This window comes from Streptomyces sp. P9(2023) (assembly GCF_032436795.1).
Lineage (GTDB): Bacteria > Actinomycetota > Actinomycetes > Streptomycetales > Streptomycetaceae > Streptomyces.
On sequence record NZ_JAUPWM010000029.1, the window covers coordinates 63,862 to 80,262 of the forward strand.

Annotated in this window: 13 protein-coding genes; 6 read left to right on the top strand and 7 right to left on the bottom strand. The window is 71.5% G+C overall.

Features of this window, described 5'->3' with window-relative positions; genetic code table 11:
- Positions 1-203: 203 nt before the first annotated feature.
- The 3 genes from Q5762_RS27940 to Q5762_RS27950 all read left to right on the top strand — a co-directional run bounded on the left by Q5762_RS27940 (position 204) and on the right by Q5762_RS27950 (position 2,491).
- The gene (locus Q5762_RS27940) at positions 204-797 is read left to right on the top strand and encodes a hypothetical protein (RefSeq protein WP_399495277.1); all 594 of its coding nucleotides are present in this window, start codon (positions 204-206) and stop codon (positions 795-797) included.
- A gap of 313 nt (positions 798-1,110) precedes the next feature.
- The gene (locus tag Q5762_RS27945) at positions 1,111-1,914 is read left to right on the top strand and encodes a TIGR04222 domain-containing membrane protein (RefSeq protein WP_315895012.1); all 804 of its coding nucleotides are present in this window, start codon (positions 1,111-1,113) and stop codon (positions 1,912-1,914) included.
- Between the two features lie 28 nt (positions 1,915-1,942).
- Entirely contained in the window at positions 1,943-2,491 is a 549-nt protein-coding gene (locus Q5762_RS27950) for a GNAT family N-acetyltransferase (RefSeq protein WP_315895013.1), read from the top strand.
- Here the strand turns inward: Q5762_RS27950 and Q5762_RS27955 are convergent.
- Both Q5762_RS27955 and Q5762_RS27960 read right to left on the bottom strand, forming a co-directional pair.
- Positions 2,476-4,080 carry an AMP-binding protein gene (locus Q5762_RS27955; protein ID WP_315895014.1) on the bottom strand — a complete coding sequence of 535 codons (1,605 nt, stop codon included), beginning with the start codon at positions 4,078-4,080 and terminating at the stop codon, positions 2,476-2,478. The genes Q5762_RS27950 and Q5762_RS27955 overlap by 16 nt on opposite strands.
- Complete coding sequence (locus Q5762_RS27960) at positions 4,077-5,753, bottom strand: AMP-binding protein (RefSeq protein WP_315895015.1); 1,677 nt, start codon at positions 5,751-5,753, stop codon at positions 4,077-4,079. The genes Q5762_RS27955 and Q5762_RS27960 overlap by 4 nt, the downstream gene beginning before the upstream one ends.
- Before the next feature lie 118 nt (positions 5,754-5,871).
- Between Q5762_RS27960 and Q5762_RS27965 the strand changes: the two genes are divergently transcribed.
- Entirely contained in the window at positions 5,872-6,627 is a 756-nt protein-coding gene (locus Q5762_RS27965; RefSeq protein ID WP_399495278.1) for a response regulator transcription factor, read from the top strand.
- A gap of 23 nt (positions 6,628-6,650) precedes the next feature.
- On the opposite strand, the gene Q5762_RS27970 is transcribed toward Q5762_RS27965, so the two are convergent.
- Positions 6,651-7,763, bottom strand: a complete 1,113-nt coding sequence (locus Q5762_RS27970) for a winged helix DNA-binding domain-containing protein (RefSeq protein WP_315895017.1) — start codon at positions 7,761-7,763, stop codon at positions 6,651-6,653.
- A gap of 528 nt (positions 7,764-8,291) precedes the next feature.
- Between Q5762_RS27970 and Q5762_RS27975 the strand changes: the two genes are divergently transcribed.
- On the top strand, positions 8,292-9,401 hold the full coding sequence (locus Q5762_RS27975; protein ID WP_315895029.1) for a magnesium and cobalt transport protein CorA: 1,110 nt from the start codon (positions 8,292-8,294) through the stop codon (positions 9,399-9,401).
- 649 nt (positions 9,402-10,050) lie between these two features.
- Here the strand turns inward: Q5762_RS27975 and Q5762_RS27980 are convergent.
- Positions 10,051-10,653 (bottom strand): helix-turn-helix domain-containing protein, encoded by a 603-nt coding sequence (locus Q5762_RS27980; protein ID WP_315895018.1) that lies wholly within the window; start codon positions 10,651-10,653, stop codon positions 10,051-10,053.
- A gap of 112 nt (positions 10,654-10,765) precedes the next feature.
- Here Q5762_RS27980 and Q5762_RS27985 point away from each other — a divergent pair, with 112 nt between their 5' ends.
- Complete coding sequence (locus Q5762_RS27985) at positions 10,766-12,994, top strand: MMPL family transporter (RefSeq protein WP_315895019.1); 2,229 nt, start codon at positions 10,766-10,768, stop codon at positions 12,992-12,994.
- A 72-nt stretch (positions 12,995-13,066) separates the two neighbouring features.
- On the opposite strand, the gene Q5762_RS27990 is transcribed toward Q5762_RS27985, so the two are convergent.
- The 3 genes from Q5762_RS27990 to Q5762_RS28000 all read right to left on the bottom strand — a co-directional run.
- A complete protein-coding gene (locus Q5762_RS27990) occupies positions 13,067-13,984 on the bottom strand; it encodes a M56 family metallopeptidase (protein ID WP_315895020.1) in 918 nt (305 codons plus the stop codon).
- A complete protein-coding gene (locus Q5762_RS27995) occupies positions 13,981-14,388 on the bottom strand; it encodes a BlaI/MecI/CopY family transcriptional regulator (protein WP_315895021.1) in 408 nt (135 codons plus the stop codon). Before Q5762_RS27995 ends, Q5762_RS27990 begins: the two co-directional genes overlap by 4 nt.
- Before the next feature lie 89 nt (positions 14,389-14,477).
- A partial coding sequence (locus tag Q5762_RS28000) for a condensation domain-containing protein (protein WP_315895022.1) occupies positions 14,478-16,401 on the bottom strand: 1,924 nt, incomplete at its 5' end.

Sequence of the window (16,401 nt, forward strand, 5' to 3'; positions counted from 1 at the left end):
GCGCGGGTACGGGTACGGGTACGGGTACGGGTACTGGTCCGGTGAGCGAACGGGAGCCGCAGGGTCGTACCCCTGGGCGCCCCGGGACGGACGACGGCCGCCCGGGCGGCGGCCCCGTGGCCGAGACCCGCGGCTGGTTCACACCCGGGAACGGCGGGAACGGCGGAAGCGATACGGAGGGCCGGCTCGGCGGGGGCGGTGGCATGGGCAGTACGGGTGGCATGGGCGGTACGGGTGGCACGGGTGGTACCGCTGACGGCCACGGCGCCGCAGACCCCGGCGGGGCGCAGCCGCTCCCCGGGCCGGCCGAGAGCCGGGCGCACGCCACCCCCGGGAGCGGCGCGCACCGGACGTTCGCCGAGCGCTACCCCGCGCACATCCCGCTGCCGCCCACCGCGCCGCACCCCGCGCCGCCGAGGCCCTCCTTCCGGCCCGTGACCATCCGTACCGCGCGGGACGCGGTCGCCGCGTCCGCCGGATACCTGCGCTGGCTGGGCTTCCGGGACGTCGTCCAGCCCGAGGAGCGGTCCACGTCCGAGGTCGACCTGCGGGCGCCCGGACTCGTCGCCCAGGTCGACCCGAGCACCCGTCCGGCCGGCCTGCGGGCCGTCGAGTGCCTCTGGCTCAACGGCCTCAGCAGCACGTCGGTGAGCGTCTTCTTCTCGCTCGCGGGCTACACCCCGGAAGCCAGGGCCCGCGCCGACGAACTCGGCATACCGCTCTTCGTCCTGGACCTCACGGGCACACCGCAGCCGGTCAACACCCCGGCGGACGCACTGATCACCACAGGCGCCTAGGGCCTGTCCGGCCCGGTGTCGGTGCCACCTCCTACCGTCACGGGCACGGGAGGCACCTACCAGCCCCTCGTCGACCTCGTCGCCACCCCCGCCGAGGCGGCGGCGCTCGCCGCTCGCCGCGCACGCCCTGGACCGGCTCGTCGGCCATGGCGTCGTACGGGTGTGGGGCAAGCTCTAGGGGCAAATTCTCGGGGCAAGCTCCACGGACGAGCTCCGGAGGGCGTGCCGCAGCTCAAAAGAACCTCAGAATTCGGCCATTCACGCGTGACGATCACCCTCCCCCGGGCACAACACCCTCGGGGGGTGGAGCGTCATGGGGGCGGAGACGTGGTGGTTCATCGGCGTGTCCTGCGCACAACTGCTGTTCGCGCTTGTCCTGTTGCGAACGCGCAGCCCGCAGCGGACCGAACTGGCGCCGCAGGCACTGGCGTTGATCAGGGGTGGGCGGCGGGCGGTCGTCGTCGTCGCGCTGGTCGCGCTGCACCAGCACGGCGCGGTGGCAGCCGGCCGCAAGGGCACGATTCGGGCCAACGGCGGGCCCGGGCGGACGCGTGACCCGGTCCAGCTGGGGGTGCACAGCTCGCTCCGCCGCGCCCTGGGCCTGCGGGTCCTCGCCTCGCAGCCCCGGGCGCGGCGCGCGGTCGACGCGCTGCGGGCCGAGCTGGGCCGGGCCGGGCTCCTGCGCCCGTACGGCCGGCTGCGCGTCGCGCGCGGGCTGCTGGTCTGCGCGGTGGCGACGGTCGTGGCGGGCCTGCTGATCACCCGGCCGTCCGGGGCGGAGCTCGCGCTCGCGCTCGCCCTCGGGGCCGTACCGGCCGGCGGCGCGCTCGGCCTGATGTTCCTGCCGCCGACCACCCGGGCCGCCCGTCGGCTGCTGACCGGGCTGCGCGAGCGGCACCCGCTGCCCGCGCACCGGCGCGAGGTGACGGACGGCAATCTGGTGCTGCTGTACGTCGCCCTCTACGGGGACCCCGCCCTCGCCCTCTTCCTCCCCCGCTTCTCGCGCGACGGCGGGCTGCTGGGCCGGGGCGGCCGGACGGACGGCTACGCGACGGGACGCGGCGGCGGGGTCGGAGGCGCCGACGGCAGTGGCGGCGGGAGCGGGGGCTCGGACTGAGGGCGGGGGCGCGCGCCATACTCGTCGTATGCGCATCCGAGCGGCCGCACCGGCCGAACTCCCGCTGCTCCAGGACATCGAACGGGCCGCGGGCGAACCCTTCCGCTCCCTCGGCATGGCGGTCATCGCCGACGACGAGCCGCTGCCCCTGGACGTCCTGGACGGTTATCGACGGGCCGGCCGGGCCTGGGTGGCCGCCGACGAGGCCGACCGCCCGGTCGCGTACCTGCTGACGGACACCGTCGACGGGGCCGCCCACATCGAGCAGGTCTCCGTGCACCCGGCCGTCGCCCGCCAGGGCATCGGCCGCGCGCTCATCGAGCACCTCGCGGCGGAGGCGGCCGAGCGCGGGCTCACGGCGCTGACCCTGACGACCTTCACCGAGGTCCCCTGGAACGCGCCGTACTACGCCCGCCTCGGCTTCCGGCCGCTCGCCGAGTCCGATCCGGACCTCACCGTCGGCCTGCGCGCCATCCAGCGGGCCGAGGCCGCCCACGGTCTGGCGAGCTGGCCCCGGGTCTGTATGCGCCGCGAACTGGCCGGCGCCGGGCTCCGGCCGCTCTACCCCGCCCCGTAGCGCTGCCGCAGCTCGACCTTCCGCACCTTCCCGCTCACCGTCATCGGGAACTCGGCGAGGATCTCCAACCGGCGCGGGACCTTGTAGTGCGCGAGGCGGTCGCGGCAGTACGCGGCGATGTCGTCCAGGCTCGGCGGGTCGGCGGGGTCGCGCGGGATCACGCAGGCCAGGATCTCCTCGCCGTAGCGGGGGTCGGGGACGCCGACGACCTGGACGTCGGCGATCTTCTCGTACCCGTACAGGAACTCCTCGATCTCGCGCGGGTACACGTTCTCGCCGCCCCGGATGATCATGTCCTTGATGCGGCCGACGATCTGGACGTAGCCGTCCTCGCGCAGCACGGCGAGGTCGCCGGTGTGCATCCAGCGGCCGGCGTCGATCGACTCGGCGGTCTTCTCGGGCTCGTTCCAGTAGCCGAGCATCACGCTGTAGCCGCGGGTGCACAGCTCGCCGGGCACGCCGCGCTCGACGGTGAGACCGGTGACCGGGTCGACGATCTTCACCTGGACGTGCGGCATGACCCGGCCGACCGTGCCCGTGCGCCGTTCGATGTCGTCGTCGCGCCGGGTCTGCGTGGAGACGGGCGAGGTCTCCGTCATGCCGTAACAGATGGACACCTCGGCCATGTTCATCTCGGCGACGACCCGCTTCATCACCTCCACCGGGCAGGGCGAGCCCGCCATGATGCCGGTGCGCAGGGAGGAGAGGTCGTACGAGGCGAAGTCGGGGAGGTTCAGCTCGGCGATGAACATCGTGGGGACGCCGTAGAGGGAGGTGCAGCGCTCCTCCTGGACGGCGCGGAGGGTGGCGGCCGGGTCGAAGGAGGGCCCCGGGATGACCATGCAGGCGCCGTGCGAGGTCGCCGCGAGGTTGCCCATCACCATGCCGAAGCAGTGGTAGAAGGGCACCGGGATGCAGATCCGGTCCTGCGCGGTGTAGGCGATCATCTCGCCCACGAAATAACCGTTGTTGAGGATGTTGTGGTGGGAGAGGGTCGCCCCCTTGGGGAAGCCCGTGGTGCCCGAGGTGTACTGGATGTTGACCGGCTCGTCGCAGGAGAGCGGGGCGGGGCGCAGCTCTCCTGCCGTACGGGACAGGAGTTCGTCCCAGGTCGGATCGCCGAAGTAGACGGTCTCGCGCAACTCCGGGCAGTTTGCGGCGACTTGCTCGACCATCGTCCGGTAGTCGCTCGTCCTGTGCGTGCGGGAGGCGAAGAGCAGGGAGATCCCGGCCTGTCGGAGGACGTACTCGACCTCGTGGGCGCGGTAGGCCGGATTGATGTTCACCATGACGGCGCCGATACGGGCGGTGGCGTACTGGACGAGCACCCACTCGGCGCAGTTGACCGCCCAGATCCCGACCCGGTCGCCCTTCACCACCCCGCTGCCGAGCAGGGCGTCGGCCAACCTGTCGACCGCGGCGCCGAATTGGGCGTACGTCCAGCGGCGCCCGGACGGGATGTCGACCAGGGCCTCGCGCTCCGGCCAGGTCGCGACGGCGCGGTCGAGGTTGGCGCCGACGGTGTCGCCGAGGAGGTGGGTGTCGCTCGCCCCGTGCGCGTACGAGAGTGCGGGTGTGGTCGGCGTCATGCCAGGTCCCCTTCCACGTACTCGGTGCCCTCGCCCTTGGCCGTCCGTTCGCGCAGCTCGATCCGGCGGATCTTCCCCGAGACGGTCTTGGGCAGTTCGGCGAACTCGATGCGCCGCAGCCGCTTGTACGGGGCGAGCACGGCGCGCGAGTGGGCGAAGAGCGCCTTCGCCGTCTCGGCGTCCGGCTCCCAGCCCTCCGCGAGGACGACGTACGCCTTCGGGACGGCGAGCCGCAGCGGGTCGGGCGCCGGGACGACGGCCGCCTCGGCGACCGCCTCGTGCTCCAGGAGCGCGCTCTCCAGCTCGAACGGCGAGATCTTGTAGTCGGAGGCCTTGAAGACGTCGTCGGCGCGGCCGATGTAGGTGATGTAGCCGTCGGCGTCGCGCGAACCGATGTCGCCGGTGCGGTAGTAGCCGCCCGCCATCGCCTCGGACGTACGCTCCGGGTCCCCGTGGTAGCCGGTCATCAGACCGACGGGGTCGGTGGACAGGTCGAGGCAGATCTCCCCCTCCTCGACGTCCGCCTTCCCGCTGACCGGGTCGACCAGGGTGACCCGGAAGCCGGGGCTCGGCCGGCCCATGGAGCCCTCCTTGAGGCGCTGACCGGGGCTGTTGGAGACCTGGACGGCCGTCTCGGTCTGCCCGAACCCGTCGCGGATGGTGACGCCCCAGGCCCGCCGCACTGACTCGATGACCTCCGGGTTGAGCGGCTCGCCGGCCGCCACGACCTCGCGCGGCGGATGCTTGAGCTGGGTGAGGTCGGCCTGGATCAGCATGCGCCAGACGGTCGGCGGCGCGCAGAAGCTGGTGACGCCGTTCCGCTCCATCTCGGCCATCAGCCGGGCCGGGTCGAAGCGCGTGTAGTTGTGGATGAAGACCGTCGCCTCGGCGTTCCACGGCGCGAAGAGGTTGGACCAGGCGTGCTTGGCCCAGCCGGGCGAGGAGATGTTGAGATGCACGTCGCCGGGCTTGAGGCCGATCCAGTACATGGTGGCGAGATGACCCACGGGGTACGAGGTGTGGGTGTGCTCGACGAGCTTGGGCCGGGCGGTCGTACCGGAGGTGAAGTACAGCATCAGCGGGTCGTCGGCGCGGGTGACGCCGTCGGCCTCGAAGGTGACGGAGGCGCTTCCGGCCTCCTCGTACGAGAGCCAGCCGGCGCGCTGCCCGCCGACCACGATCCGGGTGTACTCCCCCGGCACGTCGTCGAACTTGGCGGTGTCCTCGGCGCGCACGATCACGTGCCGGGCCCGGCCGCGCTCGACCCGGTCCCGCAGGTCGGCGGGGCCGAGGAGCGGGGTGGCCGGGATGACGACGGCGCGCAGCTTCATCGCGGCGAGCGCGGTCTCCCACAGCTCGGTCTGGTTGCCGAGCATGACGATGATCCGGTCGCCGGCCCGAACGCCCTGGTCACGCAGCCAGTTGGCGGCCCGGTCGGAGCGTGCGGCCATCTCGGCGAAGCTGACCCGGGTCTCGGTGCCGTCCTCCTCGACGATGTGCAGCGCGGTCCGCTCGTTGCCCGCCGCGATGACGTCGAACCACTCCAGGGCCCAGTTGAACCGGTCGGGCCGGGGCCAGGCGAAGCCCTCGTAGGCCGACTCGTAGTCCTCGCGGTGCTGGAGCAGGAAATCGCGGGCGGCCCGGAACCTCTCCGTGGCGGTGGTAGCCGTCATGTGTCCTCCTCGTTGCGGGACCGGTCACGGACATCGTGTAATCAGTGACCCAGGTCTCACTACCCCCGTTCGGGGGTGAAGGAGTAGTCGCGTGCCCGAGCTGTCGGAATCGGTGGAGATGCGTGCGGCGCTGCTGCGGATGCGCCGGGCCACCGGCCTGGACGTCGCCTTCGGCGGGCTGCTGCACGACGGTCGCCGGCTGCGGATCGCGGAGCTGAACGGAGCCCTGACCCCGGCCCTGCGCGGCCTGGCGATCTCGGCGGGCAGCGGCCTGGGCGGAAAGTGCCTGGCGCTATCGCGGCCCTGCGTGGTCGTGGACTACCCGTCGGCGCGGCACATCACGCACGAGTACGACGCGCCGGTGTCGGCGGAGGGACTCCGCTCGGTGATCGCGGTGCCTGTCGTCGTACGGCGGAAGGTGCGGGGCGTGCTGTACGGGGCGCTGCGGGAGGCGCTGCCGCTGGGCGAGCGCGTCTTCGACGCGGCGGTGGCGGCGGCCCGGGACGTGGAACAGGCGCTCGCGGTACGGGACGAGGTGCGGGAGCAGGTCCGGCAGGCGCACGGCGAGCTGCGCGAGCTGGTCCCCCGGATCGCGGACCCGGAGCTGCGGGCCCGGCTCCTGGAGGTCTGCGGCCGGCTTGAGACCGCGTCGTCGGCGGGGCGGGCGGACAAACCGGGCGTGGCGCTGACACCGCGCGAGCTGGACGTGCTGGCGGCGGTGGCCTCGGGCGCGACGAACGCGGCGGTGGCGGACCGGCTGGGGCTGCGCCCGGAGACGGTCAAGGGCTACCTGCGCTCCACGATGCGCAAACTGGGCGCGCACACGCGACTGGAGGCGGTGGTGGCGGCGAGGAGGGCGGGGGTGTTGCCGTAGGGGTGGTGGGGGCTACTGGTCCTCTACTGGTACACAACGCCGAACCCCACCTCGTACGGAACTCCCTCCGGCCCCATGACACGCAGCAGGCGCTCGGCTTCGGCCGCCAACTCGGCGCGCTGGGCCTTGGTGGGCCGGCCGAAGGGCTCGACGGTGATCGTCGTGCGCTCCTTGGTCTCCTCAAGGCGCCAGAGCCCGGCGAGCAGGCCGTCGAGGAGGAAGACGGAGAAGGCCTGGTTCCCCTTCCAGGTGCGGTTCCTCGCCTCGGCGGCGACGAAGCGGGTGCGGTCGGCGTGGGAGAGGAGGAGGTTGTCGAACTCGGGGAGGAAGCGCGGCGGGGCGGGGGTGTCGGGGTCGGGGCGGGGGGCGTCGGGGAGGTCGAAGAGTTCGGCGCCGTGCTCGTCCTGGAAGGCGAGGAGGCCGGGGCGGAGGCGGTCGAAGGCGTCGCGGAGGCGGGTGAGGCCGCTCCAGGTCTGCATGTCCTTGACGGAGGCGGGCCCGAAGGCGGCGAGGTAGCGGAGGACGACGGCGTCGACGTCGGGCTCGGTGTCGGGCCGGTGGAACCAGGCCTGGGCGGTGGTGAGCCGGACCTGCCCACTGCGGCGCCAGAGGCCGCGCGGGGTGACCTGGACGAGGGGCAGGAGGCAGCGGGCGGCGACCGAGAGCGCCTGCGGGTCGGCGTCGGGCCAGTGGACGAGCAGGGCCTCGCGGATCTCCTTGGGGGTACGGGGCTCCTGCTCGACGAGCTCGCGGGAGAGGGCGGCGAGGCGGCGGAGGTCGACGCCGTCGAGGCCTGCGCGGAAGATCTTGAGCTCGCGGTAGCGGGCGGGCTGGACGAGGGGCCGCAGGGCGAGGACGTCCTCGGCGGTGTGGGTGTGGATGGTGGAGCGCATGGTGACGATCCGGGCGACCTCGCGGGCTTCCATGAGGTCGGAGAGACGCTCGGGCCGGAACCCGGCGAGCCGGGCGGCGAGGGCGTAGTACGGCGGCTTGGTGTTCTGCGCCTGGAGCCCGAGGAGATGGGAGACGGCGTCCTTGGCGGACATCGCGGCGGGCTCGAGAAGGAACTGCCGGGCGAGCGTGGCACGGCCCAGGGCACGGGTGGAGAGGACGGGGTGGGTGAAGGTGGAAGCCATGTGAGGCACGCTAGCGACGGTTGCGGACAGCTTGGGTCCGCAAGTAGCGACAGGGCGCGCCGTGGGGCTGGCGCGGGGCTGCGGCGGGGCTGCCGTCGAGTTGCCGCAGGGCTGCGGTCGGGCCGCCGGGCGGCTCCCGTCGCGCCGCGTTCGGGCTCCGCCCGGGGCTGCCGTCGGGCTCCGGGCGGGGCCGCCGCCGGGCTGGCGCCGGGATGCCGCCGGACTGGGGGCGGGCAGCTGCGGCGGGGACGCGGCCGGGCGGCCGTCGAGCCAGGGTTGGTCCGCCGCGCGGCTGCCCTCGGGCCGCGTTCGGGCTCCGCCCGGGGCTGCCGTCGGGCTCCGCTCGGGGCCGCCGCCGGACTGCGGCGGGGATGCGGCCGGGCCGCCGTCGAGCCGCGGCCGGGCGGCTGGGGCTGTCGTCGCGTTCCGCCCAGGGCCTCCGGGCTGCCGCCTGGCTGGCGTAATTCACCCCGTATATCCTGCCCGGGAGACCTGACCTCGATCATGTTGACGGAGATGGACCACACGATGTCGGAGCGTCGCCCCCGCGCAGCCTGGCGCCGCCAGCCGGAACCGCCGGCGAGGGCGCCGCGGCCGGAGCCGCAGCAGCCCGAGCCGGGGGCGGTGGTGCAGGCCACGCTGTACCGCGACGGCCGCAGGGTGGCATCACCGGATTCGCTGGCCGAAACCTTCCGCCAGTTGCGCGAACACCCGGACGGCATGGCGTGGATCGGCCTGCACCGCCCGACGGAGTCCGAACTGCACTCGCTGGCGACCGAGTTCGACCTGCACGAGCTGGCGGTGGAGGACGCGCTCGAGGCGCACCAGCGCCCGAAGCTGGAACGGTACGGGGACACGCTCTTCGTCGTCCTTCGGGCGGCCCGCTACCTGGACGCCCAGGAGGAGGTCGACTTCGGCGAGCTGCACATCTTCGTGGGCCAGGACTTCGTGATCACGGTCCGCCACGGCGCGGCCCCGGACCTCTCGGCGGTCCGCCACCGCATGGAGGAGAACCCGGATCTGCTGGCCCTCGGCCCGGAGGCGGTCCTGTACGCGATCCTGGACGCGGTGGTCGACGGCTACGCCCCGGTGGTGGCGGGCGTCCAGAACGACGTCGACGAGATCGAGACCGAGGTCTTCAGCGGCGACCCGGCGGTGTCGCGCCGTATCTACGAACTCTCCCGGGAAATGGTCGAGTTCCAACGCGCGACGCGCCCCCTGGTGGGCATGCTGCACGGCCTGATGGCGGGCTTCGCGAAATACGGCACGGACGAGGAACTCCAGCGCTACCTCCGCGACGTGGCCGACCACGTCACCCACACCAGCGAACGCGTGGACGGCTTCCGCCAGGCCCTGACGGAGATCCTGACGGTGAACGCCACCCTGGTGACCCAACAACAGAACGCGGAGATGCGAGCCTTGGCGGAGGCGGGCTTCGAACAGAACGAGGAGATCAAGAAGATCTCCTCCTGGGCGGCCATCCTCTTTGCACCCACACTCGTGGGAACCATCTACGGCATGAACTTCGAGACCATGCCCGAACTCCAGTGGGCAGCTGGCTATCCATTCGCAATCCTGCTGATGGCAGCGGTCTGCGTCAGCCTGTACGTCATCTTCAAGAAGCGCGACTGGCTATAGACAGCAGGGCAAGCCTGTTGATCAATTTCGCATCCGCGAATGCCACGAACGGCACCTCCCGAGGGCCTGGGGGGAATCTGGGGGAATCCGTGCCTCTGGGGAGCGGGCTACAGCACCCCTCATCTGCCGCTCCGCAGGTATCGTGCGACCCACGCCAAGCAATCCGCCGCTGCCCGTCCAGAAGTCCTGCCCACACGCGAATGCCTGCCTGACGGGGAGACGCGGTTGGCGCCTTGATGCACAACAGGGGCGCAGCGCCGGAGCGGGCACCCACTGCCTCGCCCGATGCGCTCTGTGCGTCGCAGCGCCGACCCGGCGGCCACGGCCCTTCCCGCCCGCCTCCGCCTGGGGATGCAGCGCACCTGCGCAGCCGGGCTTCTCATGACGCCTCTCGCGGGGGCGGACGCCGCCATGCCAAGACGGGGACTCCCGTGGCCATGACCGTGCAGGGCTCATCAGCGACGAGCACACAAACCCTGCGCGACCAGCTCCACCAGGCACGCCGCGAGCAGACCGACCGCTGTTGAGCAGCGCGGAGGGGAAGGCTGGATCATCCGCTGTCCAGGATCAGGGCGGGGCCTTCACCCGCGGACTTGCCCCGAGCCGCCGCGCGGCCCCATGAGTTCACCGCCGGAGTCGAGCATCGCGCTCAGACGGGCGGTCCGGGGCGCATGGAGTGCAGCAGTTCTTCGATCAACTGGCCGACTTGGATGCGGACCACCTCCGGATCGCCCGCCTCGCCAATGGCCAGCGCGGCCTCGCTGAGCATCCGGAACAGGACCCGGGTCAGCAAGGGCGTGGGCCGAAGCCGCAGTTCACCGGAGGCCGCGAGTTCCTGGAGCAGGCCGTCGAGCAGGTTCATCATCCGGGCCTCCAGTTCGCGGCAGCGGGCCGGGCCGAGCACGGTCGGTGCCTGCTGGAGACAGATGTGCTGGTACTCGCGGTCGAGGCAGGCGTCGAGGAAGGCGTCGAGTCCCTGCGTCAGCCGGACCCAGGGAGCTTCCGCTTCCGCGGCGCCCTCGACCACCATTTCTGCGATGCGGTCGTTGACCTCCAGTACCACGTGTTCGAAGAGTGCCTGTTTGCTCGCGAAGTGGTGGTAGAGGGCCCCTTTCGTCAGCCGCGCCGCTGCGGCGATCTCGTCCAGCGAGGTGCGCGCGAAGCCCTTCTCGGTGAAGAGCTCCGACGCGGAATCGAGCAGTGCGGCCCGTGTGGCCTCCACGTACTCCTGGCGACGCCCCTTGACAGTCATGGGCGACAGGATATTACATACTCTCAGTATGTTGTAAGCCGTAAGAATGAAATCTCCTGGGGGTATTATGCTTGCCCGACTGGCGTCGTTCGCCCTCCGACGACGCCGACTCGTGCTGGTTCTCGCGGTTCTCGGATTCGCGATCGCCGGGGCCATCGCCTCACCTGCCATGAAGGTGCTCTCCACGGGCGGCTTCGAAGACCCGAACTCCGAGTCCGCCATCGCCGTCGATGTGCTGCGCGACCGCTTCGACACCGGCGACCCCAACTTCGTACTGCTCGCACGCGCACCTCAGAACGTCGACACGAACGAAGCGGCGGCGGCCGGACGGGCGCTGACCGAGAAGCTCACCGGCCAGGACGGCGTCGCCGAGGTGACCTCGTACTGGACCTCCGGGCTCCCCGCCGACCTGCGTTCGAAGGACGGCAGGTCCGCGCTGGTCATGGCGCGCCTGAGCGGCGATGAGGACGACGCGCTCAAGACGGCCCGGCGCATCGCCCCACTCGTCACCGGCGAACAGGGCGTGCTGGAGGTGAAATCCGGAGGCCGGGCGGAGTTCAACCGGCAGGGTTCCGAACGCGTCACCTCGGACCTGACACGTGCCGAGGGCATCGCCTTGCCCATCACCGTTCTCCTCCTGGTCCTCGTCTTCGGCTCCGGGATCGCCGCGCTGCTTCCCCTCGCGGTCGCGGGTGTGTCCGTCGTCGGCTCGCTCGCCGTACTGCGCCTGCTCAATGAGGTGACCGGGGTTTCGATCTTCGCCATCAACCTCGCCACCGCGCTGGGCCTGGGGCTGGCGATCGACTACTCGCTCTTCATCGTGAGCCGGTACCGCGAGGAGCTGCGCAAGGGCCACGACACCGGGGCGGCACTGCGCGCCTCACTGCGCACAGCGGGTCGCACGGTCCTCTTCTCCGCGCTGACCGTGTTGCTCTCGCTCTCCGCACTGCTCGTCTTCCCGCTCTACTTCCTGCGGTCGTTCGCCTACGCCGGCATCGCGGTGGTCTTCTTCGCCACGCTCGGCGCGGTCGTCCTCCTGCCCGCGCTGCTCGCGGTCATCGGCCCGCGCATCGACAAGTTCGACGTCCTGGCCAGGCTGCGGCGCCGCGGGCGGCAGGAGCCGGAGCGGGCCGAGGACAGCAAGTGGCACCGGCTGGCGACCTCGGTGATGAAGCGCCCCTGGCCCGTACTCACCGTCGTGCTGATCGCCCTGGCCGTGGCCGTACTGCCCTTCTCCAAGGCCTCGTTCGGGCTGCCGGACGACCGGGCACTGCCCAAGGACCTCGCCGCGGCCCAGGTGGGCGCGGCCACCCGTGCCGAGTTCCCCTCCCTCGCCGGCCAGGACCTGAAGGTCGTACTCACCGGCAAGAAGCCGGACGAGGCCGCTCTGACGCAGTACGCGCGGGCGCTGTCCCAGGTGTCCGGCGTCAAGCGTGTGGACACTGCCTCCGGCAGCTTCCTGGACGGCGGGCAGGTCGCCGCGTCCGCCGCGGGAGCCGAGAAGGTCTTCACCGACGCCGACGGCGCGTGGCTCTCCCTCGGCACCGGGATCGAGGCGTACTCACAGGCCGGCGAGGATCTCACCGCGGACGTACGGACGGTGCCGGCGCCGGAGGGTACGAAGGCACTCGTGGCGGGACGGGCCGCCACCTACACGGACACGCTGGACAGCCTGTGGTCGGCGCTCCCGTACGCGCTGGGCATCATCGCCGTGACGACCTTCGTCCTGCTCTTCCTCTTCACCGGCAGCGTCCTCATGCCGTTCAAGGCGATCGTCCTCAACCTGCTGAGCCTGACCGTGACTTACGGGGCCATGGTCTTCGTCTTCCAGGACGGCAACCTGCAATGGCTGGTCGGTGACTTCACCGTCACCGGTCAAATCGACGTCACCATGCCGATCCTGATGTTCTGCATCATCTTCGGCCTGTCGATGGACTACGAGGTCTTCCTGCTCTCCCGCATCAAGGAGGAATACGACCGCACCGGCGACAACCAGAAGGCGGTGGCCATCGGACTGCAGAGCACCGGCGGCCTGATCACGGCGGCGGCCGGCCTGCTCGCGCTCTTCTTCACCGCCCTGGTCAGTGCCGGTGTCACCCATGTGAAGATGCTCGGCCTCGGCACGGCGCTCGCCATCGCGATGGACGCCCTCGTCATCCGGGCGCTGCTGGTGCCCGCCTTCATGCAGTTGGCTGGTCGCGCCAACTGGTGGGCACCCGCACCGCTGCGGCGGCTGCACGAGCGGATCGGCCTCAGCCACGCCCCCGATACCGACGAGCCGCTCCCGGCTCAGGCCGGCGGCGGGAAGGTCGGTGGGCCCTCGCCGCAGGCGGTGCGCTGAGCCCAGGAAGTACGACGTGCGGCCGCACCAGGGGAAGCTCTGGCGCCGGCCGCACGTCGCTGTGTGCTGGTTTCAGCACCAGTACGCGGCGACAGCCACAGCGGCGGACGCGGGTATGGCGACGAGGGCCATCAGGGCACCACCGCCCGCCGCTGCCGACCGTTTCCGCTCCGCATTCCCCAGGTCCAGGAGCCGGTTGATGCGCTCGGCCGCATCGGCCCCCGTGGCGCCCAGCGCCACGGGGGCCACCTGCTCCAAGGCGCCGCCGGTCACGACGAGCCGGGCCAGCCCTCGGGCCACGAACTCCTTCGATACCCGCCGGGCGGCGGCGTCGTCGGCGGCCATCTCCACAAGGCGGGCCACCTCTGGCCCGGCATAGGAGAACACCGGCACCGTCGGCAGCGCGCGGGCCACTGAGGCGGCCGCCGTGGTCAACAGCGAGTGGTGTCCGCGCAGATGGGCCTTCTCGTGCTCCACTACGGCCGACAGCTCCCGGTCCGAGAGCAGGTCCAAGGCCGCTGTGGTCAGCACGACGCGACCGCCTTTCGCGGCAACGCAGTAGACCGCTGGAGCGTGGTGGTCGATGGCCAGGGCCCGGCAGCCCCTGGTGAACAACGGATCACCGAGCAGATCGAGCGTTTCGGCGTGGCGGCGCCGACGCCGCCACATGAGACAGGCGTCAAGGCAGACCACCCCGATCACCCAGCCCGGTACGGCGACCCACAGAACCGCCTGCACCATCAGGGGCAGCAGGCCGGCGGCGGCCTCCCAGGTGCCCGAGTCCGACGGCCGACAGCACCCCCAGGCGGCGGCTTCCGTCAGCCTGCAGCCGAGCAGGTAGGACCCCATCAGCGCGGAGGCCGGCAGGGCTAACCAGAGTGTGATGGCCACGCGCGGCGCCCGCACCACCCAGCGGGCCCGCCGCAGGAGCGGCGGGACCAGCAGGGCGACAATGATGACGTAGAGGGCGACCGGCACGACACCCGTCATGCGTCACAGTCCAGGGCCCGGCGGACGGCGCTCAGCAACTCCGGTGAGTCGCTGGACTGCACGCGCTCCATGAAGTGCAGCAGCACGGTGTCCGGGTCGGAGCTACCGCTCAGGGCCTCCGCCATGATGCGCGCCGTATAGCCGTCACGGCTCTCGTGCGTCTCGTACAGGTACTGCTTGCCCGACCGGGTCCGGTCCAGCCAACCTTTGCGGTGCAGCTTGGCCATGGTCGACATGACGGTCGTGTACGCCAAGGGAGCGGGGCGGCCCGCGTTCATCTCGTTGACGAGCTCGCGGACCGGCACGGGCTGCGCCGCAGCCCACAGCCGCTCCATCACCTCGGTTTCAAGAGAGCCAAGAGTTCCGAGATTCCACACGCTACCCCTCCAGCTCGACCGGTGCATTATACAGAGGTCGTGCAGGCAGACATACGACGGCGGGTGCCCGCGCTCACACGCACGGGCACCCGCATCACATCAAACGCCTTGCCTGATCACATGGCGGTGCCGGGTGAGAGCCAACGCCGGAACCGCTCGGCGAGTTCTGCGCCGCGCCGGCCGGGCTCCGCGGGCCCGCCGGACTCGTCCGCCGCGCCGCCCAGTTCGGCGACGAGGTGTCCCAGCAGGCGTTCCGCCTCGGCCCGCGAGGTCTCGGGCACCGTCACACCGATCAGCAGCTCACCATCGACCGTCGCACACAGCACCTCGAAGCGGTGGCGCAGTGGGGTATCCGGATGGATGAGGCGCCCCGGGCTGAGCATGGACGGGTGCAGGCCCGGTACGGAGTACAACTCATCTACTGCACCGAGGTAGTTGAACGAGATCATCTCCCCGGTCTCGATCGCCGCCTCACCCGCGTGTGCCCGGGATCCATAGCGCGCGAGGGCGGAGTCGAGACCGCCGTTGGGCTGCCCGGAGCGGGCCGCGGCGATGGCGCGTACCACCTCGTCGGCGTCGGATACTGCGGGGACGGCCAGTTCGAACCGGACCGAGACCCTGCCGACCGTACGCGACAGATCGGACACCGAGCCCGAATCGGTGGCCAGTGCCGCGGCGCGGCCGTGCCCGTCGACCTCGAACCGGATCGAGTCGCCGAGTCCCGTCGCACGCGCCGACCGAGCCAGCTTCGCGAGCAGCACGTCGCCCATGGTGATCACTCCCAGGGCCCGTTGCCTCAGGCGTGCGACGGCGGCCCCGTCCACCACCTCGATCAGAGTCACGGCGTCCCGGGCGAAGCCTTCCGGTTGACCGGCCGGGGATGTCCGTACGGCCTCCGGCCGCGTGAGGCCCAGGCTCCGCGCGTGCCGCTCCAGTGCCATGGCCCACTGTGCGGCGGACACCGTCGGCGCCGGGAGCCGTACCTCCCCCTCCTCAGATATCTGCGCGTGTGCGGTGAGGAGTTCGTCGACGACGAGCCGCAGCGAGAAGTTGTCCACGACCAGCCAGTGGGCAATCAGCAGAAGCACCGGGCGCCGGGCGCCGCCGCGGTCGAAGTACAGCACCCGCAGCAGCGGCGGCTCGGCGAGATCGAAGCTGCGCTGGGCCGCCTCGGCCAATTCTTCGACGGTGCTGTCCTGCTCGCTGTCGGCCAGATCGCGGAGGTCGATCCACTCCAGCGGGGCTGTGCGCACGGCGTCGGCCGGCTCCACCCGCTGCCGCCAGCCGTCCCGGCCGTGCACAAATCCCGTACGCAAAGCATCGTGGCGCGCGACGAGGGTGCGAACGGCGACGCGTAGGGCCACCTTGTCCATCGCCTCGTCGAGTTCGAGGAGCAGCGCGTAGTTGTGCCGACGCGCGACAGAACCGTCCAGCCCGGTCAGCAGCATAGCCTGAGCGGGCAGCAGCGGTACGTCGCCGACAACGGCCTCGGGCTCAACCTCCGTGCGGGGCGCCGCGAGCGTGGCCACGCCGGCCAAGCCTGCGATCGTCGGGAACTCGAAGAACTGGCGGGGAGACACGGACAGCCCCGCCTCCGCCGCCTTGCTGATCACCCGCAGTGCGAGCAGGGAGTCCCCTCCGAGATCACCGAATGCATCGTGAATGCCGATGGCCGCAACACCGAGTACGTCGGCCCAGACGCCCCGCAGCCGTCGTTCGATGTCATTGCGCGGCTCCGTGCCCCGCGCGTCTGCTGCTTCGCCGTGCGGTGCGGGCGCCGGGCCCGCCGACTGCGATACGGGAGCGGGGAACGCGGCCCGATCGACCTTACCGTTGGCGGACAAGGGCAGGGCGTCCAGCAGCACATGGCTGCGGGGAACCATGTAGCCCGGCAGGGCGGCGGCCACCCAGTCCCGCACCCCGGCGAGCAGCGCCGCCGTGTCCTCCTCCCGCGCACGGTCTGCCGGGATGAGGTAGGCGGTGAGGTGGTTGTCGGTGGCGGTGACGATGGCGTCCTTGATGGAGGGGTGTGTTGTCAGG